This window comes from Cupriavidus necator, assembly GCF_016127575.1.
In the GTDB taxonomy this organism is placed as follows: Bacteria; Pseudomonadota; Gammaproteobacteria; order Burkholderiales; family Burkholderiaceae; genus Cupriavidus; species Cupriavidus necator_D.
This window is the reverse complement of record NZ_CP066019.1, coordinates 1,541,429-1,565,610: the sequence shown is the minus strand read 5'-3', so window position 1 is coordinate 1,565,610 and position 24,182 is coordinate 1,541,429. Positions and strand designations below refer to the sequence as shown.

The window sequence follows — 24,182 nt, the reverse complement described above, 5'->3', positions numbered from 1 at the left end:
CCTGTTCAGGATTCGCGCTGGCCGTGCGGGGCCATCGGGTTGGGTGTGGAAGCCGCGGCGATGGCGGCGGGGACGACGCTGCCGGGGCCGTAGGACGGCTCTTCGTGCGGGTGCGCGTCGGGGGCGGGGCCGGCGCTGGCCAGCTTGAGCATGTAGCGGATGCCCACGCCGAAGCAGACGAAGTAGATCACCACGAACAGTGCCAGCGACAGCGCCACCGGGCCGGCCGCATGCGCGGAAACGGCATCATGGGTACGCAGCAGTCCATAGACCACCCACGGCTGGCGGCCGATCTCGGTGGTCATCCAGCCGGCCAGCAGCGCGACCAGCCCGGCGGGGCCCATCACCACCGCGAGGCGCAGGAAGGCCTTGGACCGGTACAGCGCGCCGTTGCGGCGCAGCACCCAGCCCAGCAGGCCGAACAGGATCATCGCCACCCCCAGGCCAACCATGATGCGGAAGGTGAAGAACAGCACTGTGGCATTGGGGCGGTCTTCCCTGGGGAAGTCCTTCAGGCCACGGATCTGGCCGTCAAGGCTGTGCGTGAGGATCAGGCTGCCCAGGCGCGGAATCTCGATGGCGTAGCGGGTTTCCTCGCGTTCCATGTCGGGGATTCCGAAGACGATCAGCGGGAAGCCGCCCTTGTCATCCTTGGCCGCGGTGTTCCAGTGCCCCTCCATCGCAGCGATCTTGGCGGGCTGGTGCTCCAGCGTGTTCAGGCCGTGGGCGTCGCCCACCACCGCCTGGATCGGCGCCGCGATCAGCACCATCCACAGCGCCATCGACAGCATCTTGCGGGCGGCGGGCACGGCGCGGTCATGCAGCAGCTGCCAGGCCGAGGATGCCGCCACGAACAGTGCCGTCGACAGCAGCGCGGCGATCACCATGTGCGCCAGGCGGTAGGGGAACGACGGGTTGAAGATCACCTCGAGCCAGTCGGTCGGCACCACCTTGCCGGCAACGATGACGTAGCCGGCCGGCGTATGCATCCAGCTGTTCGATGCCAGGATCCAGGTGGAGGAAATCATGGTGCCGAGCGCCACCATCACCGTCGAGAAGAAGTGCAGCCCCGGCCCGACCCGGTTCCAGCCGAACAGCATCACGCCCAGGAAGCCCGCTTCCAGGAAGAAGGCGGTCAGCACCTCGTAGGTCAGCAGCGGTCCGGTGACGCTTCCCGCAAACTGCGAGAAGCCAGACCAGTTGGTGCCGAACTCATAGGCCATGACCAGGCCGGAAACGACCCCCATGCCGAAGTTCAACGCGAAGATCTTGATCCAGAACTGGTACAGGGTCCTGTACACCGAGTCCTTGGTGTAGAGCCAGCGTGCTTCCAGGAACGCCAGGAAACATGCCAGCCCGATCGTGATGGCGGGAAATAATATGTGGAAGGAAACCGTGAATCCGAACTGGATTCGAGCGAGTTCCAGGGCTGTGAGTCCGTACATCGATGTGCTCTCCGTGGGGTGGCCGCCGGCACGACGGCGTGTCGCGCGAGACTGTGTCCGGTCCCGCAATTGACTTGATGAATGAAATCGTCCAGTTGGTCGTCAGGCTAGGCGCGAGGAGGCGCCATAGCCGTAGCCATGGCAACGACGAGCAACGACGCATGGCGGGCAACTGGGCGATTTCATATCGGGTCAATTGCGGGACAGGACACCATGGACAAGCGTAAGGACTACAGCCTGCCCGCTAGGGATACAGTTCTTGCGGAACCGTTCAAGCTCAGTTCTTCAGGCCGGAAGCAGCGCTTGCCAGGCACTTCGCGCCACCGGTACAGATGACGCGATTGCGCGGGATCACAGTCATGCGACAGGATCCCGCGGCACCAGTCAGGAGGCTCTCGGGTGTGCGCTGCGAAGATGGATCAGGACGCAGCGGACGGCCGGCGCGAGCGCTCAGCTGAACAGCTTCATGGCCTTGCCGAGGGTCGACCAGATCCCCGCGCCCAGCGGGATCAGCACGTATGCCCAGAACGCGAGCAGCAGCAGCGTCTTGCCGAAAGTACGGTCGTCTTGCACGGTGGTGTCTCCTGTGTATTGGTATCGGAAGCCGGGGTGGCGCTCAGGCTGCGCTGGTGGCTTCGCGCAGGTGGTGGCGCTCATGCACCGGCCGGATCAGCAGGTTGCAGACGAACCCCGCCACCAGCAGGCCGGCCATGATGTGCAGGGTGTCGACATAGACCTCTGACCTGGGCACACCCATGGCCAGCTTGTGCTCGCGGATGTAGTTGACCAGCGCCGGGCCGGCAATGCCGGCGGCGGCCCAGGCGGTCAGCAGGCGGCCATGGATGCCGCCGACGTAGGCCGTGCCGAACATGTCCGCCAGGTAGGCGGGAATGGTGCTGAAGCCGCCGCCATACATGGTCAGGATCAGGAAGTAGCAGACCACGAACAGGGCCACGTTGCCGGACGAGCCGACGGCCGGCACCGCCATGTACAACGCGGCGCCGAAGGCGAAGAAGATGGCATAGGTGATCTTGCGGCCGAAGTAGTCGCTGGCGGAGCTCCACAGGAAGCGCCCCGTCATGTTGCCGATGCTGAGCAGGCCGACGAAGCCGGCGGCGGCTGCCGCAGTGATGCTGCCCTTGAAGGTTTCCTGGATCATCACCGCAGCCTGGCCCAGCACGCCGATGCCGGCGGTGATGTTCAGGAACAGGATCACCCACAGCAGGTAGAATTGCGGCGTCTTCAGCGCCTGGTCGATGTGCACGTTGGCGTGCGTGACCATCTTGCGGGCCTTGGTGGTGGGTACGTAGCCCGGGGGCGCCCAGCCCGGGGCCGGGATGCGGATGGCCAGCGCCCCGATCGACATCGAGATGAAGTAGATCACGCCCATCACCAGGAAGGTCTGAGCCACGCCCGCGCTGGTCGCGCTCTTGAAGTAGTTCATCAGCGCGACCGATAGCGGCGCGCCGATCATCGCGCCGCCGCCGAAGCCCATGATCGCCATGCCGGTGGCCATGCCGCGGCGGTCGGGAAACCAGCGGATCAGCGTGGACACCGGCGACACGTAGCCCAGCCCCAGCCCGATCCCGCCCAGCACGCCGTAGCCCAGGTACAGCAGCCAGATCTGGTGCAGCCAGATGCCCAGCGCCGAAACCAGGAAGCCGCCGCCGAAGCAGCACGCGGCCGTGAACATGGTGCGCCGCGGCCCGACCTTCTCCAGCCACTTGCCGGCAAAGGCGGCAGAGATGCCGAGGAAGAAGATCGCCAGCGAGAACACCCAGCCCAGCGTGGTCAGTTGCCAGTCGCCCGGCGCGGACTGCGTGACGCCGAGGATCCGCGTCAGCGGCTCGTTGAAGACCGAGAAGGCATAGGCCTGGCCAATGCACAGGTGCACCGCCAGCGCGGCCGGCGGCACCATCCAGCGGTTGAAGCCGGGGCGGGCGATGATGGCCTCCTTGGAGAAGGCCGACGGGCGTGATGCTGGCCGGGACGGCGACGCGTGCTGGGACTTCTGCGAGGGCGTTTGCGCTTGCGCGGGGTATGACATGAAGGTGTCTCCTACCTGGAAGTGGCAGCCTCTTTTTTGCGCGTGATGCGACGGGCTGGAGTGCGTGGTTCAGCAAAAGCCATGCCCAAGGCGCAATCCCTTTGTCGTCAATGGATTGCGTCGCGCGGCCCCGCGCGCCGGGGCGCAGCCTTGGACAAAATGTCCGGACGGAGGCCCGTTGCCCGGGCCAAAATGTCCATGTGCGGCGGCCGGCTCGGTTTAATTCCCAATACAGCCGGGTGGCCGACTGTCGCTAGACTCTTCCCTTGCCCCGCAACAACTAAAGTGATGAGCGAAAGACAAAGCAACCCGCCCGATGCCGACAACTGGCAGCGTCGCACGATCCTGGTGGTGGACGACGAGGCCGGCATGCGTTCGTTCCTGTCGCGCGCGCTCGAAGGCAAGGTGGGCAGCGTGGTGACGGCCGACAGCGCCGAAGCGGGTGCCGCGCTGCTGGAGCAACGGCATTTCGACCTGATCCTGCTCGATGTGGCGCTGCCCGGTGCCAGCGGGATGGAGTGGCTCAAGGCACTGCGCGCGGCCGGCAACCCCGCCGACGTGATCCTGATGACGGCCTTCGCCGACATGGACACGGCGATTGCCGCGCTGCGCTCGGGCGCCGCGGACTTCATCGTCAAGCCGTTCCGGGTCGACCAGATGCTCAATGCGATCCGGCGCTGCTTCGACCGGACCCGGCTCACGCGCGAGAACTACCTGCTGCGCCGCGAGCTGGACAAGTACACCATCCACAAGCACTTCATCGGCGAGTCCGAAGCGATGAAGAAGGTCATGGCGCTGGTGGCACGGGTGGCACCGATGCCATCGACGGTACTGGTGACGGGCGAGTCCGGCACCGGCAAGGAAGTGGTGGCGCGCGAGCTGCATCGCCTGAGCGGACGGCAGGGCCAGTTCGTGCCGCTCAACTGCGGCGCGATGGCGCCCGAGATCATTGAAAGCGAATTGTTCGGCCACGCCAAGGGTGCCTTCACCGGCGCGGCCGGCGGGCGCCATGGCCTGTTTCTCTATGCCGACGGCGGCACGCTGTTCCTGGACGAGATCTCGGAGCTGCCGCTGCCGATGCAGGCCAAGCTGTTGCGGGTGATCGAGGACCGGCGCATCCGGCCGCTCGGCACCGAGCGCGAGATTGCCGTGGATGTGCGCATCGTCGCGGCCTGCAACCGCAACCTGGCCAACGAGGTCGCCGCCGGGCGCTTCCGCCAGGACCTGTTCTACCGACTCGATGTCGTGTCCGTAGCCATCCCGCCGTTGCGCACGCGGCCGGAAGACATCGTGCCGCTGGCCGAGCATTTCTCGGAGCAGCTGTCGGCCCAGCTCGGGCTGCCGGCGGTGCCGCTGTCGCCCTCATTGATCCGGGTGCTCAAGGGCTACGACTGGCCAGGCAATGCGCGCGAACTGCGCAACCTGGTGGAGCGGGCGCTGATCCTTGGCGAATACCCGGTCGAGCTGCTCGCGCACCAGGCCGATCCGGCTCAAGCCAACCTTCCGGAGGAAGAGCGCGAGGATGCAGCCATGCCGGCCGACGACGGCACCCTGCTGGAGTCGGTGGAGCGGCGGCACATCCTGCAGGTGCTGGCGGCCGAGGGCGGCAACCGGGTGGAAGCGGCGCGCCGGCTTGGCATCTCGCGCCGCACGCTGGACCGCAAATGCCTGCAGTGGGGCCTGCGTCCTTGAGCCCGGCTGCGCTGCTGCGCCACTATCGCGCCTCGCTGCGGGCCAAGCTCGTATCCATCGTGGTCGCGCCCCTGCTGGTGGCGCTGCTGGCACTGCTGCTGATCATGGGGTTGTGGGGCAATCGCGCGTTCCAGGCCTTGCTTGCCTACAAGGTCAACAGCGACCTGCTGGTCGCCCACGAGTATTTCGAGCATATGGTGGGCGGCGTGGGCGACCGTGTCCTGCAGGAGGCGAGGTCATATGCGCTGGTGGACGGACTTCGCCGCGGCGGCGCCATGCCCGGGATCCTGGCTGACGCGCGGCGCACGCATGGGCTCGATTTCCTGCAGTTGCTCGATCCGCAAGGGCGGCTGCTTGCCGCTGCGCCTGCCGGTGCGGCAGGGGCGGATTACGCAGCCTGGCGCGTGGTGGCCAGCGCCGCCGCCGGCCGCACGGACGCCGCCACCGACGTATGGTCTGCCACGCAACTGGCCGCGGTTTCCGGCGAGCTTGCCCGACGCGCACAGGTGGCGCTACGCCCCACCGCCAACGCAGCGCCGACCGACAGGACCCAGGAAAGCCGCGGCATGGTGATGCACGCAGCCGCACCGGTATTTGACCAGGCGGGAACGCTGGTGGCGATCCTGCATGGCGGCACGCTGCTGAACCACAACCTCGGCTTCATCGACACGATCAACGCGCTGGTCTACCAGCCGGAATCGCTGCCTCGTGGCAGCGAGGGCACGGCGACCCTGTTCCTGGACGACACGCGCATTGCCACCAACGTTCGGCTGTTCCATGGCGAGCGCGCCCTGGGAACGCGGGTCTCCCGCGAGGTGCGCGACAAGGTGCTGCTGCGCGGCGAGAAATGGCTGGACCTGGCGTTCGTGGTCAGCGACTGGTACATGAGCGCCTATGAGCCGATCGTGGACAGCCGCGGCGAGCGGATCGGCATGCTCTATGTTGGCTATCTTGCCAGGCCCATCGGCCAGGTGAAGAACCTGGCTTTTGGGGTCCTGGTGGGCCTGTTCCTGCTGCTGGGCGTGGCGGGGTCGTTATTGGCCTTGTTCTGGGCCAGGCGCGTGTTCGCGCCGATGGCGCGGATGGTCGGCACCATGCAGGCGCTGAAGGCGGGCGACGCCGATGCGCGCGTGGGCCCGGTGCGCAGCGAAGACGAGCTCGGCCAGCTCGCCAGCCAGTTCGACCAGCTGCTGTCGGCCCTGCGGCAGCGCAATGACCAGCTCAGGGACTGGGCGGACTCGCTCGATCGCAAGGTGGCCGAGCGCACGCGCGAGCTGGAGGACGCAAACGCCGAGCTGCGTGCCACCCGGCAGCAGCTGATCACGTCGGAGAAGCTCGTCGTCGCAGGGCACCTTACAGCGGGCGTGGCACATGAGATCAACAATCCGATCGCGGTCATCCAGGGCAACCTGGACGTGGCGCGCGAGATTCTTGGCCCGGCTGCCGAGCCAGTCCGGCACGAGCTGAGGCTGATCGACGAGCAGGTGCGGCGTATCCACCTGCTGACCAACCGGCTGCTGCAGTTTGTCCGGCCAGAGGCCTACGCGGGCAATATGGAGCGCCTGGATGCGGGCGAGGTGGCGGCTGGCTGCGTCGACCTGGTCCAGCACATGCTGAAGGGCGCGTCGATCCGGGTCGAGCTGGACTGCCTGGCCACGCGGCAGGTGCGCATCAGCCGCAGCGAGCTGCAGCAGGTGGTGGTCAACCTGCTGACCAATGCCATCCACGCCATGCCCGAAGGCGGCACGCTCACGCTTGGCACGCGCGACTGGGACGGGCAGGGCGTGACGCTGCATGTGCGCGACACCGGGCACGGCATCCGGGAAGAAGACGTGCCCAACCTGTTCAATCCGTTCTTCACGACCAAGAAGCAGATGGGGACGGGCCTCGGGCTTTCCATCAGCTATGCGCTGGTGGAGCGCTACGGCGGCCGCATTACCGTGGAGAGCGCGGTGGGGCAGGGGGCGGAGTTTATTGTCTGGCTGCGCGAGGACGGGGCGGCCCCGGCGCAGGCGGGGGCGGGCGGCGGCGTGCCATGACATGGCATGTTGGCGGCCCACGTGAGAGCACCAAGCCTTCCAAGCCAGGGTGATGCAGCGCGGTGCACGGTCCGAAGGAGCAGTTCAATCAGGCCGATCGACTCACCTGATCGGTTGCCCGATGGCAAGGAGGTTGCCCTCGCTGTCTCTGAACCAGGCACCTTTCTCGCCCAGGCCACCCTTGGACGGGTAGTTCCCCTGGACCTCGGCGATCCCGTTGATGGTCTTGAGGCCGGGAAGATCGTATTCTTCGAACACGACTCCCAGCTGCCGCAGCTCGCTAACGGTTGCCTGGATGTCATCGACCTCCCAGGCCATTTGTGTGTGATTGCCAGAGGCCGAGCCAGCCGACTCGAAAAGTACGAAGTAGCTGTTGCCGCACTTGTAGCGCAGGCCGCCGGGCCGTTCCTCAACTGGCTCAAGACCGAGCTTGCTCGAGTAGAAGGATCTCGCTCGCGCGAGGTCTTGCGCAGGAATCCTGGCCGCGACGTCACTGTTCTGAAGCATGGGAAACCCTCCTGGTCAAGGCTGGACCTGTGACTAGCTTAGGCGTGGGACGGGCGCTAGAGAAAGGGGTAGCAGCATGACGGTACTGGTTTTGGGATTGCTCATTTTTCTGGGTTCGCACTCGGTACGCATGGTTGCCGACCCATGGCGCACCGCGCAGATTGCCAGGCTCGGCCCCCGTCGCTGGAAAGGCTTGTACACCCTGGTTTCGATTGCCGGCCTGGCGCTGGTTGTCTGGGGCTACGGCCTGGCCAGCGCGGATCCTGTGATGGCCTGGACGGCGCCGGTGTGGGGGCGGCACGTTGCCGCATTGCTCACGATCCCGGCCTTTGTGCTGATTGCGGCGGCCTATGTGCCTCGCAACCGCATCAAGGCTGCGCTTGGCCATCCGATGCTGGCAGGCGTGCAGGCGTGCAGGCCTGGGCCCTGGGGCACCTTCTTGCCAACGGAACACTCGCGGCAGTGGTGCTGTTTGGCGCGTTCCTGGCGTGGGCGGTGGCGGACTTCGTGTCAGCGCGCCGGCGGGACCGGGAAGCAGGAACCAGCTACCCGGCCGGGACACCTGCGCGCGATGCGATGGTGGCGGTCGTCGGGCTGGCAGGCTGGGTGCTGTTCGGATTCGTGCTTCACGAATGGATGACTGGCGTGCGGGCGTTCGGATAGGCGAAGAATCTGGTCGTCAGCAGGACAGGTCGGGCAGCGCCTCATCCCGGCAGCGCAAAGGGATTAAACCCGGTCCGTTGATAGCCCTCCGCCGTCACAGCATCGTCCAGCGCCAGGGAGGCAAGGTCATCGGCCACGGCCTCGGCCGGCGGGTCGCGTTCCAGTGAGATCACCTTCAGGTAACCGTGGCACACCCCGCAGCTTTCGGCGCGCACCGTAGCTTCGGCGGTGTCGAAGCTGAGGTAGTCAAGCTCCGAGGCTTCGCCGCAGTTGGTGCATTTCGCCCGCACCATGTGCCACTGGCTCTCGCAGAGCGCGCAATGCAGATAGCGCATGCCCTGGCGGTCGCCGATCAGGATCAGGCTTGCCACGGGGGCAGTGCCGCAGACCGGGCAGGATGCGTGCTCGGCCGGGCCGCTGTCGGGCACGGGCGCCGCCCGCGCGGCGCTGGCACATTGCAGCGAGAGCGCAGCCCAGAGGAAGGGCGCGATTGCTGCCGGCACCGCATCAAAGCGGCCCTCGGTCAGCGCCTGGGCGGCGCCAAGGCGCGCATCCGCAGGGAGGGCGCGCAGCGCCGCAAGATGCGGGGCGACCGGGGCGGGAACATCGTGCGCGAGCCGCTCGATCAACCGATCAAGCAGGGCGCCCCAATGCCCCTCCTGCGGGATGGCCCTGGCGTCTGCCGGGCCGGACACATCGGCCTCGGCCACAAGCGATGCCTGCACCTCGGCCACGCGGGCGGCCAGGCGCAGGTAATCGGCAAGGTCGTGCCCTTCGGCCAACGCGCGCAGGCGTGCGGCGCGGCGGCTGTAAAGACCGGCAAGGTCTGGCTGGATCAGCGGCGTGAAATGCCGGGAGGCCTCGTCCGATGGCAGTGTTCCCGGCGTGGCCTGATGCTGGTTCATGCCTCGTTCCCCTTCGCTTGCGCCGCTTTCGACTCCTTTGCCTGCAACTCGCCATACCAGCGGTCATGGTGCTGCCTGGCCCAGGCGCGCGAGACGTAGCCCGTCACCATGCCGGTGATCGAGCCGCGGACCCAGATCGCCAGATAGATGTGGCCCACGATCAGCAGGATCAGGCCGATCCCCGCGACGGAATGGGCCAGGATCGCCAGGCGGAGCACGGGAATCGGGAAATACTCGGCGAAATAGGCGCGCCACATGATCAGGCCTGAGACCAGCAGGGCCAGGATCGAAGCCATAATGAGCCAGAACAGCACCTTCTGGCCGGCGTTGTACTTGCCGATCTGCAGCGGTTCGCCACCATGCTGGTTCAGCAGCACTTCCCTGGCGCGGCGGAACCAGATCGCGTCGGTGCGCGCGGGCATGTTGTGGCCGACAAAGCGCCAGAACATGTAGCACAGCCCCGCGAACACCGCGATGCCCAGGAACGGGTGGAGCAGCCGTGCCATCTGCGGCGTGCCAAGGAAGCCGCTCAGCCAGCTCACCGTCGGGAAGAACCACGAGATTCCCGAAACCGCCGCAAGGAAGAAGCAGAGCACGATCGCCCAGTGACACAGCCGCTCGGCGAATTTCGTGCGCAGGATCCTGTCGTTGTTGGTCGCCATTTCCGGTCTCCGCTTATGCTGCGCCGTCAGTCGGGGCGTCGTGTTCGTCTGATTCGGTGATGTTGGGGCCGACCGCCATGAAATGCGCCGCCATGCCCACGACCGCCGCCGCGCCGACGAAGCCGGCTACGGGTTTCAGGCCATCCTTCCAGCCGGAGACCACCGAGCTGATCTCCGGGTCCTTCGGCAAGCCCGCGTAACGCTTCGGGTCGTCGGCATGTTGCAGCACATACATCACGTGGGTGCCGCCGACCCCCGCCGGGTCATACAGGCCGGCCCTGGCATAGCCGCGCTCATTCAACTCGGCCACGCGCTCGCCGGCAAGGGATTGCATCTCTGCCTTCGAGCCAAAGGCGATGGCGCCGGTCGGGCAGGTCTTGACGCAGGCAGGCTCCTGCCCGACCGAGACGCGGTCCGAGCACAGCGTGCACTTGTAGGCCTTGTTGTCCAGCTTGGAAATACGCGGCACGTCGAAGGGGCAGCCCGCGACGCAATAGCCGCAGCCGATGCACAGGTCGGACTGGAAGTCGACGATGCCGTTGGCGTACTGGACGATGGCGCCCGGCGCCGGGCAGGCTTTCAGGCAGCCGGGATCCTCGCAATGCATGCAGCCATCCTTGCGGATCAGCCATTCCAGCTTGCCCGCCTGGTCCTCATGCTCGGTGAAGCGCATCAGGGTCCAGGTGTTGGGCGACAGGTCGCGCGGATTGTCGTAGACGCCGACATTCTCCTGCACGTCGCCGCGCAGGTCGTTCCATTCGTTGCAGGCGACCTGGCACGCCTTGCAGCCGATGCAGATCGACACGTCGATCAGCTTGGCCACTTCCATCTGATGGTCGCGGATACGAGGGGCTGGTGTCAGCTCCGACGAGGCCGAGCTACGGATGATGTTCTGCGAGTTCATGCTTGCGCTCCCGCCACTTTTTCAATGTTTACAAGGAATGCCTTGAATTCCGGCGTTTGCGAATTGGCGTCGCCGACACCGGGCGCAAGCGTGTTGGCGAGATAGCCCTTGCGGGTCGCCCCCTCGAAGCCCCAATGGCAGGGGATGCCGATCTGATCGACCGCCTGCCCGGCCACCCGGAGCGTGCGCATGCGCTTGGTCACCACGGCCTTGGCAGTGATATGGCCGCGCTTGGTCGTGATCTTCACTGTGTCGCCATGCGCGATGCCCTTGTCCGCGGCCAGCTTTTCGCCGATCTCGACGAATTGCTCGGGCTGGAGCATGGCGTTCAGGTGCGAGTGCTTGGTCCAGTGGCGGAACAGTTCCGTGATGGAATAGGTCGTGGCGACATAGGGGAACTCGGTGCGGTTGCCCATCCGCTGCGCATCGTTCTGGAAGATGCGGGCGGTCGGGTTGTGCGTGACCTTGTCGTGCAGGGGGTTCTTGGCGATCGGGCTTTCAACCGGCTCGTAATGCTCGGGGAAGGGGCCGTCGGTCATGCCGCCGACGGAGAACAGGCGCCCGACGCCTTCGGGCAGCATGATGAAGGGGCCGACGGGCGTGCCGGGCGCCGCAGTGAGCGGAAAGTCGGGCACGTCAGCGCCCACCCATTTCTCGCCGTTCCAATGCAGGATCCGGCGCTTGGGGTCCCAGGGGTTCCCCATCTCGTCCATCGAGGCGCGGTTGTAGAGGATGCGGCGGTTCGCGGGCCACGACCAGGCCCAGCCCGGCGTGTTGCCCAGGCCGGTGTCGGTGTTGTCGCGCCTGGCCATCTGGTTGCCCGCCTCGGTCCAGGAACCGGCGAAGATCCAGCAGTAGCTTGAGGTGGTGCCGTCGTCGCGCAGTTGGGCGAAAGAATCCAGCAACTGGCCCTTGCGCAGGATCTTCTTGCCGGTCTCGTCGAACACGTCTGCCAGCGCGTAGCCGTTGGCTTCCTTGGCCATTTCCTCGGGATGCGGGCTGTGCGGATCGTGATAGGTCGCCTCGTCCCAGGTCATGTGCAGCACCTGTTCCGGGCAGGCGCCGCCTTCCTTCTCGTAGAGCCGCCGCAGCTCCATCATGATGCCGCCGAGGATGGCCGGGTCATGACGCGCCTCGCCCGGCGGCTGCTGGCCCGCGTAGTGCCATTGCAGCCAGCGGCCGGAGTTCACGACCGTCCCGTCTTCCTCGGCAAAGCAGCTCGACGGCAGCCGGAAGACCTCGGTCATGATCTCTTCGGTCTTGACGTCGTTGAACTTGCCTTCGTTGCGCCAGAAGTTGGAGGTCTCGGTCACCAGCGGGTCGATGACCACGAGGAACTTCAGTTTCGACAGCGCGGCCGAGGTCTTGTTCTTGTCAGGCATCGCCGCCAGCGGGTTGAACCCCTGGACGACATAGCCGTTGACCTTGCCCTCGTACATCAGGTCGAAATAGGCCAGCATGTCGTAGCTGCGGTCCCATTTCGGCAGCAGGTCGAAGGCCCAGTTGTTTTCCGCAGTGGCATGCTTGCCGAACAGGTTCTTCTGCAGTGAGACGAAGAACTTGGGCAGGTTCTTCCAGTAGTTCACCTGATCGGGCAGCACGGCCTTGGGCGTGGCATCGGCCAGGTATTGCTTCAGGGTCTGCTGCCTGTCGGCGGGCAGGTCCATGTAGCCCGGCAGCCGCACCGACAGCAGGCCAAGGTCGGTATAGCCCTGGATGTTGGAATGCCCGCGCAGCGCATTGACGCCGCCGCCGGACATACCGACATTGCCCAGCAGCAGCTGGATCATCGCGGCGCCGCGGATGATCTGCGCGCCACCGGTGTGGTGCGTCCAGCCGAGTGCGTAAAGCCAGGTCAGGGTCTTGTCCTTCGCCGAGCACGAGCCGACGATCTCGGCGATCTGCAGGAAGTCGGCCTTGCGGACGCCGGTGATCTCCTCGACCTTCTCGGGCGTGTAGCGTGACACGTGCTGCTTCAGCAGGCTCAGCACGCAGCGCGGATGGCGCATCGAGGGATCGCGTTTCGCGTTCCCCGCCGCGTCCAGCTCATAGTTCCAGGAGGATTTGTCGTAGACGAGCTTCTGCGGATCGAAGCCCGAGAACAACCCTTCGTCGAAGCCGAAATCCTCGCGTACGATCAGCGACGCGTTGGTGTACGCGCGTACATAGTCGTGCTGGATCTTGTCGTGCTGCAGCAGCCAGTTGACCATGCCCATCAGGAATGCCGTGTCCGACCCCGCCCGGATCGGCGAGAAGATATCGGCAACCGAGGCGGTGCGGTTGAAGCGCGGATCAATGACGATGACCTTGGCCTTGTTCCTGATCTTGGCCTCGATCACCCACTTGAAGCCGACCGGATGGGCCTCGGCCGGGTTGCCGCCCATGACGATGACGACATTGGCGTTCTTGATGTCCACCCAGTGATTCGTCATCGCGCCGCGCCCGAAGGACGGCCCCAGCGCCGAAACCGTTGGCCCGTGGCACAGGCGCGCCTGGCAGTCCAGCGCCAGCATGCCCAGCGATCGGGCAAACTTGAAGTCGAGAACCCCGGTTTCGTTAGATGCCGCCGACGAGGCGAGCATGCCCGAACTGAGCCAGCGGTTGACCAGCTGGCCCTTGTCGTTGCGCGCGATGAAGTTCTTGTCGCGGTCGTCCTTCAGCAGGCGGGCGATGCGCCTGGTCGCATCGTCCCAACTGATGCGCACCCACTCCTTTGATCCCGGCGCGCGATATTCCGGATACTGCAACCGGTTCTTCGAATGGACGATGTCCAGCAGCCCGGCGCCCTTGGGACAGAGCGAACCACGGCTGACCGGGTGATCGGGATCCCCCTCGATGTGGAAGATGCGGGGCTTCGCGTTCCTGGCGCCGTCACCCAGCGAATACATCAGCAGGCCGCACCCGACCGAGCAATAGGTGCAGTTGTTGCGCGTCTCTTTCGCACGCAGCAGCTTGTAGGGGCGCACGCCGGCAGGCGCCTGCGCCCAGGCAGTACCCAGGCCCAGCGCCGAGGCCGAGACGGCAACAGATCCAAAGCCAAGGATCTTGAGGAACTGCCGACGTCCGATATTGGTGGTGTAGGTCATCGTGGTCTCATCGTCATTTCTTCTTCCGCCCATCCCTGCTGCCAGGGGTGGGGGCGATCGCATTCGAGACCCGCAGCTTCATTTGGGCGCACGTATCCTCGGGGCGTCCGGATCGCGATCGATCACGGAGATGCCCCGTCCGGCACGTCCCTGAGGTGCATGCGCAAGAGGATGACCAACCACAAATGACGTCGCGGCGCCGGTCACGACGCGACGTCATCCGTGCCGGTTTTCCGCGCGCACGGCTCCACGAGCGGAGAAATGCCGCTCAGGTTCGAATGCAGACTAATTTGGATAAGCGATGAGAATGAGCCCGAAACGCCCTGCGGATTGCCCTGCAGATGCGCGGCCCCACCGGGGCACGACGTCGGGACGGGTATCGCTCGCTGAGGAGCGTAGCACGACCGGCCGATTACTCCAAATAGGGGAAAGTCCGGTTCGGCGCGGGCGGCTCATGCCCCAAGGAAGCGTCACGCTTGACTTCCATGCTGGCCGTTTCTACCAATGATATTGAACAGAACGGCAATTGGCCTGTGCCGCTGGCATTCCTGCATGCGGCGAGGGCTTGAAGATCTTTGCACTCCATGGGCTGGCAGAGGCCAGATGAGTGATGACGCAAGAGCTGACATTTCGCGCCCTGCTGTACCGCTACTTCTTCTTCGGCTGGCTGTACCGGGACGCCAGCAAGGGCAACCGCGCTGAACGAGCCCTCGCCTGGCATTTCAACAAGGCGCGCGCGCATTGGCTGCTAACCTACATGCGGCGCTGGCTCTGGTGCGGTGTCTGCTGCTATGGGCTGGGTAGCGTGGTGGAGTTGGTGCTGTCCGCGCCTGCGCTGTCAGCACTCTTCTACGTGCCCGGAGCGCTCTGCGTGCCGGTCAATGTTGTCATCGTGGTGCTCTGGGTCGGCCTGAAGACGCTGCCCGGGCCGCTGTAAGCGGCGACCGGCTGGGCTGGCATCCGGCTGCGACGCCAGGAATGGCGCATGGGCGACCACTTCGCCCCCTCAATCCGCCGTTGCGCCCGACCGCTTCACGACTGTCGCCCACTTCCGAATCTCGCTATCCACAAACTTCCCCGTCTCAACCGGAGTCATCGGCATCGGCTCCGACCCGCGATCCGTAATGAACTTGTGCAGTTCGGGCGATTGCAGTGCCTTCACCGTCTCCGCATTGAGCTGATTGACGATTGCCGGCGGCGTGCCCGCGGGCGCCATCATCACCGCCCATCCAAGCGCTTCGAAACCCGGTACGCCTTCCTCACGCACGGTTGGCACCGACCGCAACTGCGGCACGCGCTTTGACGTTGTTACAGCAAGCGGCACGGCCTTGCTGGTCTGGATCAGCGGCAGGGCGGCGGTCACGGAATCGACCATCAGCGGAATCTGGTTGCCCAGGAAATCCGCCTGCGCGGGGCCGCTGCCCTTGTAGGGAATATGCACGATAAACACGCCGGTCTGCGCTTTGAGCATCTCGGCAGACAGGTGCTGCGTGCCGCCGATGCCAGCGCTGGCATAGCTGTACTTGCCCGGTGCGGCCTTGGCCTTGGCGATCAGGTCGCGCAATGACGTGAAGCCCGATTGTGGCGTAGCCAGGAACACCAGCGGCACCGAGAACACACCCGAGATCGGCGCGAAGTCCTGACGCGGATCGTAATTGGTCTTCTTGTACAGCGTCTGGTTGATAGCCATCGCGCTGCCGCCCATGACGAGCGTGTAGCCGTCTGCCGGGGCTTTCGCGGCCACTTCCATGCCGATGTTGCCGCCGGCGCCGGCGCGGTTTTCCACCACGATTGACTGGCCTAGCTGCTTGCCCAGCCTCTCGGCCAGGGCGCGCGCGAAGATGTCAGTGGCCTGTCCGGGCGGGAACGGCACGATCAGCTTGATAGGGCGGTCCGGATAGGCGGCGTGGGCGGTGCTGGCGACGGCCAGCAGCAGCGCAACAATGTGTTTGCTCGACGGCTTCAACGGAATCTCCTCGAATGATTGTCGGTGTGTGACGAGGCGCCCGGATCCCGGAAGAGGGCAAGGTAACGCGCGCGTCTAATATCGATGTTATGGGTCAAATGCCTGGGCGCGCACCGCGCTTCGCCCGGCCCCAGGATCAACTGTCAAATTTTATTGAACATTTTGTCAATGTGAAGAGGGATTGTATAGCGCATTTATCCAAGCAAGAATGCTAGGCTGACCGCGATGGGGACCTTTCACGCCCGAGGAAGAGCTTCTGCTTCCTTCTGTCGCACCGTCGTCGGCGATGCGCTGAGTCTTCATCGCCGGTACCGACGTTCGGGATTCCGGCACGCGCCATCCTGCGTGCTGCGCTATGTGGCAGCCCTGCCGGCATCGCGTGACGCCAGCCCGACATAAGCTACGATTATTCACAGACGGCTCGTGCCTCGAAACAGCCCATGGAGACCAACAATGCAGACGCCTGATCAATCCCAAGGCATCGATTTCCCGCTTGAGGGCGTGCGCGTACTCGACTTGTCGCGCGTGTTTGCGGGGCCGCTGTGTGGCCAGGTACTGGCCGATTTCGGCGCAGAGGTGGTCAAGGTGGAGCACCCCGGCCGCGGCGACGACACGCGCGACTGGGGCATGCGCATCGGCAAGACCGAGACCACCTACTACAACAGCATGAACCGCAACAAGCGGTCCATCACGCTGGATCTGCAGAGCAAGGAAGGCGTGCAGATTGTCTACGACCTGCTGCCGCAGTTCGACGTGGTCATCCACAATTTCAAGACCGGCGGGGCCGAGAAGCTGGGCCTTGGCTACGAACAGCTCAAGGCGATCAAGCCCGAGCTGATCTACTGCGCGGTTTCCGGCTACAACACCAGCGGCCCCGAGGCCAAGCGTCCCGGCTACGACCTGGTGATCCAGGGTGAGGCCGGCCTCATGGCGCTCAACGGCGAAGCCGACACGCCGCCGCTGAAGTTCGGCGTAGCCGTGGTGGACCTGATGACCGGCATGTATGCCGCGCAGGCGGTGCTGGCTGCCTTGTTCCGCCGCGAGCGCAAGGGCAAGGGCCAGCTGATCGAGATGGCGCTGTACGACTGCGGGCTGATGGTCACCGGCTACTACGGCCTGGACGCCATGCTGCTCGGGCGCGACCCCGCCCGCTATGGCAATGCCCATCCGTCCATCGTGCCCTATGGCATGTTCGAGTCCGCCGATGGCCCGCTGATCATCGCGGTGGGCAACAACAGCCAGTTCGACAAGTTCTGCCGCCAGGTCATCGAGCGTCCGGACATCGTCGAGGACCCGCGCTATGCCACCAATGTGGAGCGCGCCAGAAACCGCGAGACGCTGACCCCGCTGATCACGGGCCTGATCCGCAGCTTTGCGCGCGACCTGCTGCTCGAGCGCATGACCGCCTGCGGCATTCCCTGCGGCAAGGTGGCGGGACTGCACGAGGCTTTGACCAGCGAACGGACCCGCGAGGGCGGTCTGCTGCGCGAGATGCCCCATCCCGTGGCAGGCAGCACGCACGTGTTCGCGCCCCCATATCGTCTGGATGGCCAGCGCCTGCCGATCCGCAACGCGCCGCCCACGCTGGGCGAGGGCACGCGGGCGGTACTGCAGAACCTGCTGCAGATGAGCGATGAGCAGTTGCAGGACCTGCAGGCCCGCGGCGTGCTGACGCTGCCCGAGGCACCGCAGCAAGCCTGAGTATTCGCGCCGCGCGGACGCTCATGGGCGTCCGCGCAGCCCTGCCCGGCAAGGGGGGCTTGGGTTCCCTTGCACTGATTCAAACTGGAACAACATCGTGCGCACTCGAAATTTCACCCGTATGGTCCACTCCCGGCGTCGTGCCATTCTGGCCCTGGCCGCAGTGCCGCTGCTCGCCGGCAGCGCTTTCGCGCAATCCTGGCCCAGCAAGCCGATCAAGCTTGTCGTGCCGTTCCCGCCGGGCGGGCCCACGGATACGGCGTCGCGCATCGTCGGCCAGAAGCTGGCCGAGCGCCTGAAGCAGCCCGTCGTGGTCGAGAACCGCGCCGGTGCATCGGGTTCCATCGCTGCCGCGCAGGTAGCCAAGAGCGCGCCTGACGGCTACACGCTGATGATGCTGGCCACGCCCACGCTGCTGGCGCCGCACCTGTACAAGAAAGCGGGCTACGACACGACCAAGGACTTCACGCCCGTGGCCACGGTCTATGACCTGCCGATCGTGGTGGTGGTCAACCCGACGCTGCTGCCCAACGTGACCGACCTGCCCAAGCTGATCGCACAGGCCAAGGCACAGCCGGGCAAGCTCAACTACACCAGCTCCGGCGCGGGCAGCTTCGGCCACCTGAGCATGGAACTGCTCAAGCAGATGGGCGGCTTCGAGATGCAGCACGTGCCCTACAAGGGCGGCGTGCCCGCCATCAGCGACACCCTCGGTGGCCAGGTCCCGATCATGTACGCCGACCTCGTCGCCGCGCTGCCGCACATCCAGGCGGGCAAGCTGCGCGCCATCGCGGTCGGCTCGCCGCAGCGCGTGAGCATGCTGCCGGACGTCAAGACCATTGCCGAGCAAGGCTTCAAGGGCTACGACGCCGTTTCCTGGGGCGGCCTGCTGGCGCCGCCGGGAACGCCCAAGGAGGTGGTGGACCGCGTGTCGGGCGAGGTCGGCAAGATCCTGGCCGACAAGGATGTACAGGACAAGTTGCTGAAGGCCGGCGCCATTGCCAACTACCAGGCGCCGGCGCAGATGGGCCAGCGCATCCAGCAGGACTATTCCAAGTGGGGCAAGGTGATCCGCGAGAAAGGCATCGCGGTCGAGTAAGCGTCTGCAAGCCGGGCACGCTGCAATGGCGTGCCCGGTGCCAGTTGGCGAGGTTGGAGTGGCCTTCGCCGCGGGAAGTGGGTGCCACGGGCTACCAGGAGTCTTCCCCCGACACTTCTCATTTGCTCTTCAATCCGTTTGCCTTCTGCGCGTTCTCCAGGGCTTGCTTGTTGCACGCCAGCCCTATAACTCTCAGTCAGATTCCATATTGGAATTTAAATAATGGCCTCGGTAAAGTGGTGCGCACAAGGTGCAGGACGCCGTTGTCCTGACCAGCACACTGAGGAGACCAGGCCATGCCAGGCAACACCGAGCAGCAAGCGCAGGCAACATCGCACGCCGGCGACAAGCAGAGCGCAGTCCGGCGCTATGAAGTAACGCGCTCGGCGGCGATCTCCATCGAGGTCTACGAGCTGGGTGCCGGCCCGGCCATCGTCTTGCTGCCGTCGCTCGGCCGCGGCGCAACTGACATGCTGGAACTGGCCGAGCCGCTTGCGGCTGCCGGTTATCGCGTGCTCTGCCCGGAGCCGCGCGGCAATGGCCGCAGCGTCGGCCCGCTTGCCGACAAGACGTTGCACGACTGGGCAGGCGATATCGCGGCCGTGATCGAGCATGCCGGCCAGGCGCCGGTCGTGATCGTCGGGCATGCCCATGGCAACTGGATCGCCCGCACCGTGGCCAGCGACCGGCCCGACCTGGTGCGCGCGCTGGTCCTGCTGGCCGGCTCGGCGGGCAAGGTGCCGAAGGACGTCGATGCCGTGCCGATTCCGCCGGAGGTACGCGCCCAGATCGAGCGCTGCGGCGATACCAGCCTGCCGGACGCGGTGCGCCTGGAAAGCCTGCGCGCCGTATTCTTCGCGCCGTGCAATGATCCTGCACCGTGGCTGCAAGGCTGGAACACGGAGCTGATGACGATGCAGACGCTGGCTCAGAAGCGCACACCGGTCGATGACTTCTTCGCTGGCGGCAACGTGCCGATCCTGAATGTGCAGGCTGAGTACGATGTGATTGCACCGCAGCGCTATGCCAATGTGCTGCGTGACTACCTGGGTGAGCGCGTGACCAACCTCACCATCCGCGATGCCGCGCATGCCTTGCTCCCGGAGCGGCTGGACGAGGTTGTGGCGGCGATCATCGACTATGTGGCTGCGCTGTCTCCGGCGCGAAGCACGGTGGCTTGAAGGCGGCATGACGGTGCCGAGATGCGGCTTAGTAGCCGATCGGTTCGCTCATCACTTCGCTCACGACCCGCATGACCAGATCGCTGGGCGCCTGCTCACGCCAGATTGCATAGAGCTGGATGTGGCCAGCGGTCTGGCCGATCTCGCGGAACACCACGCCTGGCAGCCCGGCGCGGGCGTAGGAACGCGGCACCAGCGCCACGCCCAGGCCGAGCTTGACCATCTGGAAAGTGGTCAGCGGATTGCGCGCCGTATGCGCAATGACGGGACTGAAGCCGGCATGCAGGCATGAGGCGATCATGCCGTCGAACAGCGCCGGCGCGTGCTCACGCGAGAATGCCACCAGCGGCACGCCCTCGAGGTCGCGGAGCGCCAGCGCCGGCCTTGCGGCGAGTTCGTGGCCCTCGGGCACGACGATAGTGAAATACTCGGTGAAGATCGGCGTCTTGCCGAGGCCGCTGCGCGTCGGGATCGAATGCACGATGCCGATATCGAGCTTGCCCTGCATCACGGCATGCGCCTGGTCGGCCGAGCCCATGTCGGTCACGGCGATATGCAGTCCGGGAAAACGCTCTGCCATGCGCGTCAGGATGGTAGGCAGCACATGGAAGATGCCTGACGTCACCATGCCGATCTGCAGTGTGCCGATGTCGCCGGCCGCCGTGCGCCGCGCGGTGGTCACGGCTACGCGCACCTGTTCGAGCACGGCGCGGCAGTCTGCCTGGAAGGCACGGCCCGCGTCGGTCAGGCGGACTTCCCGGCGATTGCGCACCAACAGCTCCACGCCCATCTCGTCTTCCAGTGCCTTGATTTGCTGGGAGAGCGGTGGCTGCGACATGTGCAGCCGCACCGCCGCCTTGCTGAAGTTCAACTCATCCGCGACGGTCACGAAATAGAGCAGTTGCCGGAGTTCCATGGTGCTGATTTCCTTGCGGGACAAGGTACTAGGATAGCCGCAACCAACCCGGGGTAGCGCGCTGCCGTGTCATATGCCAGCCCTATAACTCATGGTGCGAAACAGTATTGGACGGTCTGCCGGCCCGTCCCTACAGTGGCCTGCATAGCGCGGCGGCATGCGGACGAAAGAATCCGGAAGCCTTTGGAGACCGCGCAAAAACCAAGGAGACAGCCATGAACAGGACAGGCAGAACAGGGCGGCGTGCGGCGCTGGGTGGGATCGGCGCGATCGCGATGATGGCCATGATGGTCGGATCGCAGCCGGCGGCGTTCGCGAGCGAGGCGTATCCCAATCGCCCGATCAAGATGATCATCCCTTACACCCCGGGCGGCTCGATCGATACAGTCGGGCGCCTGGTGGCTGCACAGCTGCAGCGTCAGCTTGGGCAAGCGATCGTTATCGAGAACCGACCGGGCGCGTCGGGCATGATCGGGTCCGAAGCGGTGGCGAAGGCATCGGCTGACGGCTATACGCTGCTCTTCAATGCCTCCAGCCAGGTCTACCTGCCGCTGGTCGCGAAGAACGCCCCTTACGACGCCATCAGGGATTTCACCCCGATCGCACAGGTGGGGCATGTGCCGCTGATCGTCGTCGCCAACACCAGCCTCCCCACCAGCTCGCTGCGCGACCTGGTCAAGCTGGCGAAAGCCAAGCCGCGGACCTACACCTGGGCCACCTCCGGGCTAGGCACCACCAGCCACCTGGCCGAGGAGATGATCCGCCACGCCTTCAAGCTGGAGATGGATATCGTGTCCTACAAGGGCGCCGTGCCGCAGTTGAACGACGTGATGGGCGGTCACGTGTCGGCGGCGGTGTCGCCGATGCCAGGCGCATATCCGTTCGTCAAGGCGGGGCGGCTGAAGGTGCTGGCGGTCACCAGCAGCAAGCGTATTCCGCAGCTTCCCGGCGTGCCGACCGTTGCCGAGAGTGGCCTGCCCGGGTTCGAGCTGCTGTCGTGGTACGGGCTCTGGGGTCCCGCCAACCTGCCTGCGGACATCACCCGCAAGCTGTCGCAGGAGGTCAACAAGGCCGTGCGCGAAGCCAGTCTTAAGACGCGCTTCGACGAACTGGCCTTTGAAACCGTGCAGTCCACGCCTGAACAGTTCAAGGTGGTGATCAAGGATGAGATCGACAAGGTCGCGGGCATCGTCAAGGCAGCCAGCATCCGTATCGATTGAGCGAAGGGCAGGGACAAGGACAAGCAAGCATGCATCAACAAACGCAATCGATGGCCATCACCCGGGAGCTCGCCGGATGGATCGCCGGCATCCGCAACGCCGACCTGCCGGACGCGGTGCGGCAGGCGGTCGCCGGACTCTCGCTGGATACGTTCGGCGCCGGCCTGACCGGGCATGACGAGCCCTGGTCGCAGGCTATCCGTGGCTGGGCCGACGATGGTTACCTCGCTCCGTGCGATGGCGGGGCACGCGCATGGGGCCGGCGGGGCAGGACGTACCGCGCCGCCGATGCCGCGCTGGTCAATGGCGCCGCTGCACACGCGTACGAGCTGGACGACTTCCATAATGCAAAGGTCCACTTGGGCGCGGTCGTATTGCCGGCGGTCTTCGCGTTGGCGGAGACGCTCGAGGTGCCGCCCGAGCGGGTCGAAACCGCTATTGCCGTCGGCTACGAAACCATGATCCGCTGCTCACTGGCGCTGCAGCCGGCGCTGGCCAGGATGAAGGGATGGCATATGACCGCCGTGTGCGCGCCACTGGGCGGAGCCGCGGCATCGGCGGTGATGCTGGGGCTCGACGCCGAGCGCACGGCGTGGGCGCTGGGTCTTGCCGGCACCCAGTCGGGCGGACTGTTTGCGTTCGCTTGCGACGGCGCGGATTCGAAGCGCTTCCATCCGGGGCGCGGCGCTCAGGCCGGCGTGATGGCTGCCGAACTGGCGGCGCGCGGCCTGACCGGCCCGACGCAGTTGTTCGAGACCGGGGACGGCGGCTGGCTCAAGGCGTTCTCGGAGTCGCCCAAACCGGAAAGGCTGCTGGCAGGGTTGGGCAGCGACTGGCACATGCCCCGGACCAACTTCAAGCCCTATGCTTGCTGCGGCAGTGCCCATGCGCATGTCGATGGTGCGCTGCGGCTGCGTGCCGACTGGGCGGGGCAGGGGCCGATTCGCGTCGGCATGCCGGCCGTTGTCGATGTGCAATGCGGCTACCGCTATGCGCCGGGCAGTGTGCTGAACGCGCAGATGAGCGCCCGTTACGCGCTGGCGGTGGCGCTGCTGGATGGCGAGGTGCTGCCGGCGCAGTTCGGGCAGGCCCGCCTGGCGGATCCGAAGATCATCGCGCTGGCCAACGCGATCGAGATCGTACGCGACCCCGAACTCGACGCGCTGTATCCGGCCAGCTTCTGTGGCTGGGTGGAGCTGATGTCGAAGAACGGTGAGCCGCTGCGTGCGTACCAGGCCAACCCGTCGGGTTCCGCGGAGAATCCGGCGCGCATGGCAGCCATCCGGGACAAGTTCCGCGCCTTGACGGCGGACGTGCTTGCGCCCGCGCAGGTTGAGGTGCTGATCGACGCATTTGGCAAGCTGGCGACGACGCCGGTGCGCCACATCCTCGCCGCCGCCGAATCCGTCGCCTGAAGCCGGAATGCCGGCGACCAGAATAGCTTTCATCAAACCAACAATGAAGCGGAGACAGCCCGGCCGACCCAGTCGCATCGCGCCCCATCGGTGCCCTGGCCTGCGTTCCGCTTCCGACCATCGACACGGAGCGCAAGCGAATGGAACGCCTCAAGCCACTGAAACCCGAAGAACTGACGCCCGAGCAGCAGGAAGTCCACGCGGCCATTGCCGCCGGTCCGCGCGGGCAGGTTCGCGGGCCGCTTGCGATGTGGCTGCACCGCCCGGGCCTGGCCAACCGCGCGCAGGCGCTGGGCCAGTACTGCCGCTATGACTCGTCGTTGCCGCCGCGGCTGTCGGAGCTGGCCATCCTGGTGATGGCCCGCATCTGGATGTCCGAATTCGAATGGTGGGCACACAAGCCCATCGCGCTGAAGGCAGGTGTGGCCGAAGACGTGGTCGAGGCGATCCGCACCGGCCGTGAGCCGGCCTTCGTCAAGGAGGATGAGCGCGTGATCCATGAGTTCCTGACTGTGCTGCACGCCACGCGCAATGTGCCGGACCAACTGTACCAGCGCGCGATGGCGGTGCTGGGCAAGGACCAGGTGGTGGACCTCGTTGGACTGGCGGGCTACTACACGCTGATCTCGATGACGATCAACGCTTTTGGTGTCATGCCCCCGGCCGGCAGCGCGCCGGAGCTGGTGCGCGCCTGAATTCCGTTCAAACCGTTACCCCGAAACACAAAAGGATTC

At 65.6% G+C, this 24,182-nt stretch carries 19 protein-coding genes and 1 pseudogene; 10 read left to right on the top strand and 10 right to left on the bottom strand.

Features of this window, described 5'->3' with window-relative positions:
• Nucleotides 1-5: 5 nt before the first annotated feature.
• The 3 genes from I6H87_RS26145 to I6H87_RS26140 form a co-directional block, all read right to left on the bottom strand.
• Nucleotides 6-1,445 (bottom strand): cytochrome ubiquinol oxidase subunit I, encoded by a 1,440-nt coding sequence (locus I6H87_RS26145; protein ID WP_011617253.1) that lies wholly within the window; start codon nucleotides 1,443-1,445, stop codon nucleotides 6-8.
• A gap of 450 nt (nucleotides 1,446-1,895) precedes the next feature.
• Nucleotides 1,896-2,018 carry an MFS transporter small subunit gene (locus I6H87_RS34760; RefSeq protein WP_010809255.1) on the bottom strand — a complete coding sequence of 41 codons (123 nt, stop codon included), beginning with the start codon at nucleotides 2,016-2,018 and terminating at the stop codon, nucleotides 1,896-1,898.
• A gap of 43 nt (nucleotides 2,019-2,061) precedes the next feature.
• Complete coding sequence (locus I6H87_RS26140) at nucleotides 2,062-3,492, bottom strand: L-lactate MFS transporter (RefSeq protein WP_010809256.1); 1,431 nt, start codon at nucleotides 3,490-3,492, stop codon at nucleotides 2,062-2,064.
• 288 nt (nucleotides 3,493-3,780) lie between these two features.
• Between I6H87_RS26140 and I6H87_RS26135 the strand changes: the two genes are divergently transcribed.
• On the top strand, nucleotides 3,781-5,184 hold the full coding sequence (locus I6H87_RS26135; RefSeq protein WP_010809257.1) for a sigma-54-dependent transcriptional regulator: 1,404 nt from the start codon (nucleotides 3,781-3,783) through the stop codon (nucleotides 5,182-5,184).
• Nucleotides 5,157-7,223: a sensor histidine kinase gene (locus I6H87_RS26130; protein ID WP_051398563.1), complete on the top strand. Its 2,067-nt coding sequence runs from the start codon at nucleotides 5,157-5,159 to the stop codon at nucleotides 7,221-7,223. The genes I6H87_RS26135 and I6H87_RS26130 overlap by 28 nt, the downstream gene beginning before the upstream one ends.
• A 102-nt stretch (nucleotides 7,224-7,325) precedes the next feature.
• Here I6H87_RS26130 and I6H87_RS26125 read toward each other — a convergent pair whose 3' ends face one another.
• Nucleotides 7,326-7,730: a VOC family protein gene (locus I6H87_RS26125; protein ID WP_010809259.1), complete on the bottom strand. Its 405-nt coding sequence runs from the start codon at nucleotides 7,728-7,730 to the stop codon at nucleotides 7,326-7,328.
• A gap of 76 nt (nucleotides 7,731-7,806) precedes the next feature.
• On the opposite strand from I6H87_RS26125, the pseudogene I6H87_RS26120 reads away from it, so the two are divergent.
• Nucleotides 7,807-8,393, top strand: a pseudogene (locus I6H87_RS26120) (NnrU family protein).
• A 41-nt stretch (nucleotides 8,394-8,434) separates the two neighbouring features.
• Here I6H87_RS26120 and fdhE read toward each other — a convergent pair.
• The 4 genes from fdhE to fdnG are packed head-to-tail and all read right to left on the bottom strand — an operon-like array spanning nucleotide 8,435 to nucleotide 13,950.
• A complete protein-coding gene (fdhE, locus tag I6H87_RS26115; protein WP_011617250.1) occupies nucleotides 8,435-9,298 on the bottom strand; it encodes a formate dehydrogenase accessory protein FdhE in 864 nt (287 codons plus the stop codon).
• Complete coding sequence (locus I6H87_RS26110) at nucleotides 9,295-9,960, bottom strand: formate dehydrogenase subunit gamma (protein ID WP_010809262.1); 666 nt, start codon at nucleotides 9,958-9,960, stop codon at nucleotides 9,295-9,297. Before I6H87_RS26110 ends, fdhE begins: the two co-directional genes overlap by 4 nt.
• Nucleotides 9,961-9,973: 13 nt before the next feature.
• Nucleotides 9,974-10,864: a formate dehydrogenase subunit beta gene (fdxH, locus tag I6H87_RS26105; RefSeq protein ID WP_010809263.1), complete on the bottom strand. Its 891-nt coding sequence runs from the start codon at nucleotides 10,862-10,864 to the stop codon at nucleotides 9,974-9,976.
• Nucleotides 10,861-13,950 carry a formate dehydrogenase-N subunit alpha gene (fdnG, locus tag I6H87_RS26100; RefSeq protein WP_011617249.1) on the bottom strand — a complete coding sequence of 1,030 codons (3,090 nt, stop codon included), beginning with the start codon at nucleotides 13,948-13,950 and terminating at the stop codon, nucleotides 10,861-10,863. Before fdnG ends, fdxH begins: the two co-directional genes overlap by 4 nt.
• Before the next feature lie 610 nt (nucleotides 13,951-14,560).
• On the opposite strand from fdnG, the gene I6H87_RS26095 reads away from it, so the two are divergent.
• Nucleotides 14,561-14,887, top strand: a complete 327-nt coding sequence (locus I6H87_RS26095) for a hypothetical protein (RefSeq protein ID WP_010809265.1) — start codon at nucleotides 14,561-14,563, stop codon at nucleotides 14,885-14,887.
• 69 nt (nucleotides 14,888-14,956) lie between these two features.
• Here the strand turns inward: I6H87_RS26095 and I6H87_RS26090 are convergent, their stop codons facing one another.
• Nucleotides 14,957-15,916: a Bug family tripartite tricarboxylate transporter substrate binding protein gene (locus I6H87_RS26090; protein ID WP_011617248.1), complete on the bottom strand. Its 960-nt coding sequence runs from the start codon at nucleotides 15,914-15,916 to the stop codon at nucleotides 14,957-14,959.
• Between the two features lie 453 nt (nucleotides 15,917-16,369).
• On the opposite strand from I6H87_RS26090, the gene I6H87_RS26085 reads away from it, so the two are divergent.
• The 3 genes from I6H87_RS26085 to I6H87_RS26075 all read left to right on the top strand — a co-directional run bounded on the left by I6H87_RS26085 (nucleotide 16,370) and on the right by I6H87_RS26075 (nucleotide 19,897).
• On the top strand, nucleotides 16,370-17,617 hold the full coding sequence (locus I6H87_RS26085) for a CaiB/BaiF CoA transferase family protein (protein WP_010809267.1): 1,248 nt from the start codon (nucleotides 16,370-16,372) through the stop codon (nucleotides 17,615-17,617).
• 121 nt (nucleotides 17,618-17,738) lie between these two features.
• Nucleotides 17,739-18,716, top strand: coding sequence for a Bug family tripartite tricarboxylate transporter substrate binding protein (locus I6H87_RS26080; RefSeq protein ID WP_041688106.1), 978 nt, complete (start codon nucleotides 17,739-17,741; stop codon nucleotides 18,714-18,716).
• 296 nt (nucleotides 18,717-19,012) lie between these two features.
• Nucleotides 19,013-19,897, top strand: coding sequence for an alpha/beta fold hydrolase (locus tag I6H87_RS26075; RefSeq protein ID WP_010809269.1), 885 nt, complete (start codon nucleotides 19,013-19,015; stop codon nucleotides 19,895-19,897).
• A 28-nt stretch (nucleotides 19,898-19,925) separates the two neighbouring features.
• Here the strand turns inward: I6H87_RS26075 and I6H87_RS26070 are convergent, their stop codons facing one another.
• Entirely contained in the window at nucleotides 19,926-20,813 is an 888-nt protein-coding gene (locus I6H87_RS26070) for a LysR family transcriptional regulator (RefSeq protein WP_010809270.1), read from the bottom strand.
• 215 nt (nucleotides 20,814-21,028) lie between these two features.
• Here I6H87_RS26070 and I6H87_RS26065 point away from each other — a divergent pair, with 215 nt between their 5' ends.
• From I6H87_RS26065 to I6H87_RS26055, 3 genes are all read left to right on the top strand, one after another.
• A complete protein-coding gene (locus tag I6H87_RS26065) occupies nucleotides 21,029-22,033 on the top strand; it encodes a Bug family tripartite tricarboxylate transporter substrate binding protein (RefSeq protein ID WP_011617246.1) in 1,005 nt (334 codons plus the stop codon).
• Nucleotides 22,030-23,448, top strand: coding sequence for an MmgE/PrpD family protein (locus I6H87_RS26060; RefSeq protein WP_136227866.1), 1,419 nt, complete (start codon nucleotides 22,030-22,032; stop codon nucleotides 23,446-23,448). Before I6H87_RS26065 ends, I6H87_RS26060 begins: the two co-directional genes overlap by 4 nt.
• Before the next feature lie 140 nt (nucleotides 23,449-23,588).
• Nucleotides 23,589-24,143, top strand: coding sequence for a carboxymuconolactone decarboxylase family protein (locus I6H87_RS26055; RefSeq protein WP_010809273.1), 555 nt, complete (start codon nucleotides 23,589-23,591; stop codon nucleotides 24,141-24,143).
• Nucleotides 24,144-24,182 lie beyond the last annotated feature (39 nt).

What these genes read in the sequence shown, in the direction of transcription:
- I6H87_RS26140 (WP_010809256.1), bottom strand. Translation starts at nt 3,492, where the DNA reads ATGTCATACCCCGCGCAAGCGCAAACGCCCTCGCAGAAGTCCCAGCAC.
- I6H87_RS26075 (WP_010809269.1), top strand. Translation starts at nt 19,013, where the DNA reads ATGCCAGGCAACACCGAGCAGCAAGCGCAGGCAACATCGCACGCCGGC.
- I6H87_RS26055 (WP_010809273.1), top strand. Translation starts at nt 23,589, where the DNA reads ATGGAACGCCTCAAGCCACTGAAACCCGAAGAACTGACGCCCGAGCAG.
- I6H87_RS26145 (WP_011617253.1), bottom strand. Translation starts at nt 1,445, where the DNA reads ATGTACGGACTCACAGCCCTGGAACTCGCTCGAATCCAGTTCGGATTC.
- fdnG (WP_011617249.1), bottom strand. Translation starts at nt 13,950, where the DNA reads ATGACCTACACCACCAATATCGGACGTCGGCAGTTCCTCAAGATCCTT.
- I6H87_RS26135 (WP_010809257.1), top strand. Translation starts at nt 3,781, where the DNA reads ATGAGCGAAAGACAAAGCAACCCGCCCGATGCCGACAACTGGCAGCGT.
- I6H87_RS26095 (WP_010809265.1), top strand. Translation starts at nt 14,561, where the DNA reads ATGACGCAAGAGCTGACATTTCGCGCCCTGCTGTACCGCTACTTCTTC.
- I6H87_RS26080 (WP_041688106.1), top strand. Translation starts at nt 17,739, where the DNA reads ATGGTCCACTCCCGGCGTCGTGCCATTCTGGCCCTGGCCGCAGTGCCG.
- fdhE (WP_011617250.1), bottom strand. Translation starts at nt 9,298, where the DNA reads ATGAACCAGCATCAGGCCACGCCGGGAACACTGCCATCGGACGAGGCC.
- I6H87_RS26085 (WP_010809267.1), top strand. Translation starts at nt 16,370, where the DNA reads ATGCAGACGCCTGATCAATCCCAAGGCATCGATTTCCCGCTTGAGGGC.
- I6H87_RS26130 (WP_051398563.1), top strand. Translation starts at nt 5,157, where the DNA reads ATGCCTGCAGTGGGGCCTGCGTCCTTGAGCCCGGCTGCGCTGCTGCGC.
- I6H87_RS26110 (WP_010809262.1), bottom strand. Translation starts at nt 9,960, where the DNA reads ATGGCGACCAACAACGACAGGATCCTGCGCACGAAATTCGCCGAGCGG.
- fdxH (WP_010809263.1), bottom strand. Translation starts at nt 10,864, where the DNA reads ATGAACTCGCAGAACATCATCCGTAGCTCGGCCTCGTCGGAGCTGACA.
- I6H87_RS26125 (WP_010809259.1), bottom strand. Translation starts at nt 7,730, where the DNA reads ATGCTTCAGAACAGTGACGTCGCGGCCAGGATTCCTGCGCAAGACCTC.
- I6H87_RS26065 (WP_011617246.1), top strand. Translation starts at nt 21,029, where the DNA reads ATGAACAGGACAGGCAGAACAGGGCGGCGTGCGGCGCTGGGTGGGATC.
- I6H87_RS26070 (WP_010809270.1), bottom strand. Translation starts at nt 20,813, where the DNA reads ATGGAACTCCGGCAACTGCTCTATTTCGTGACCGTCGCGGATGAGTTG.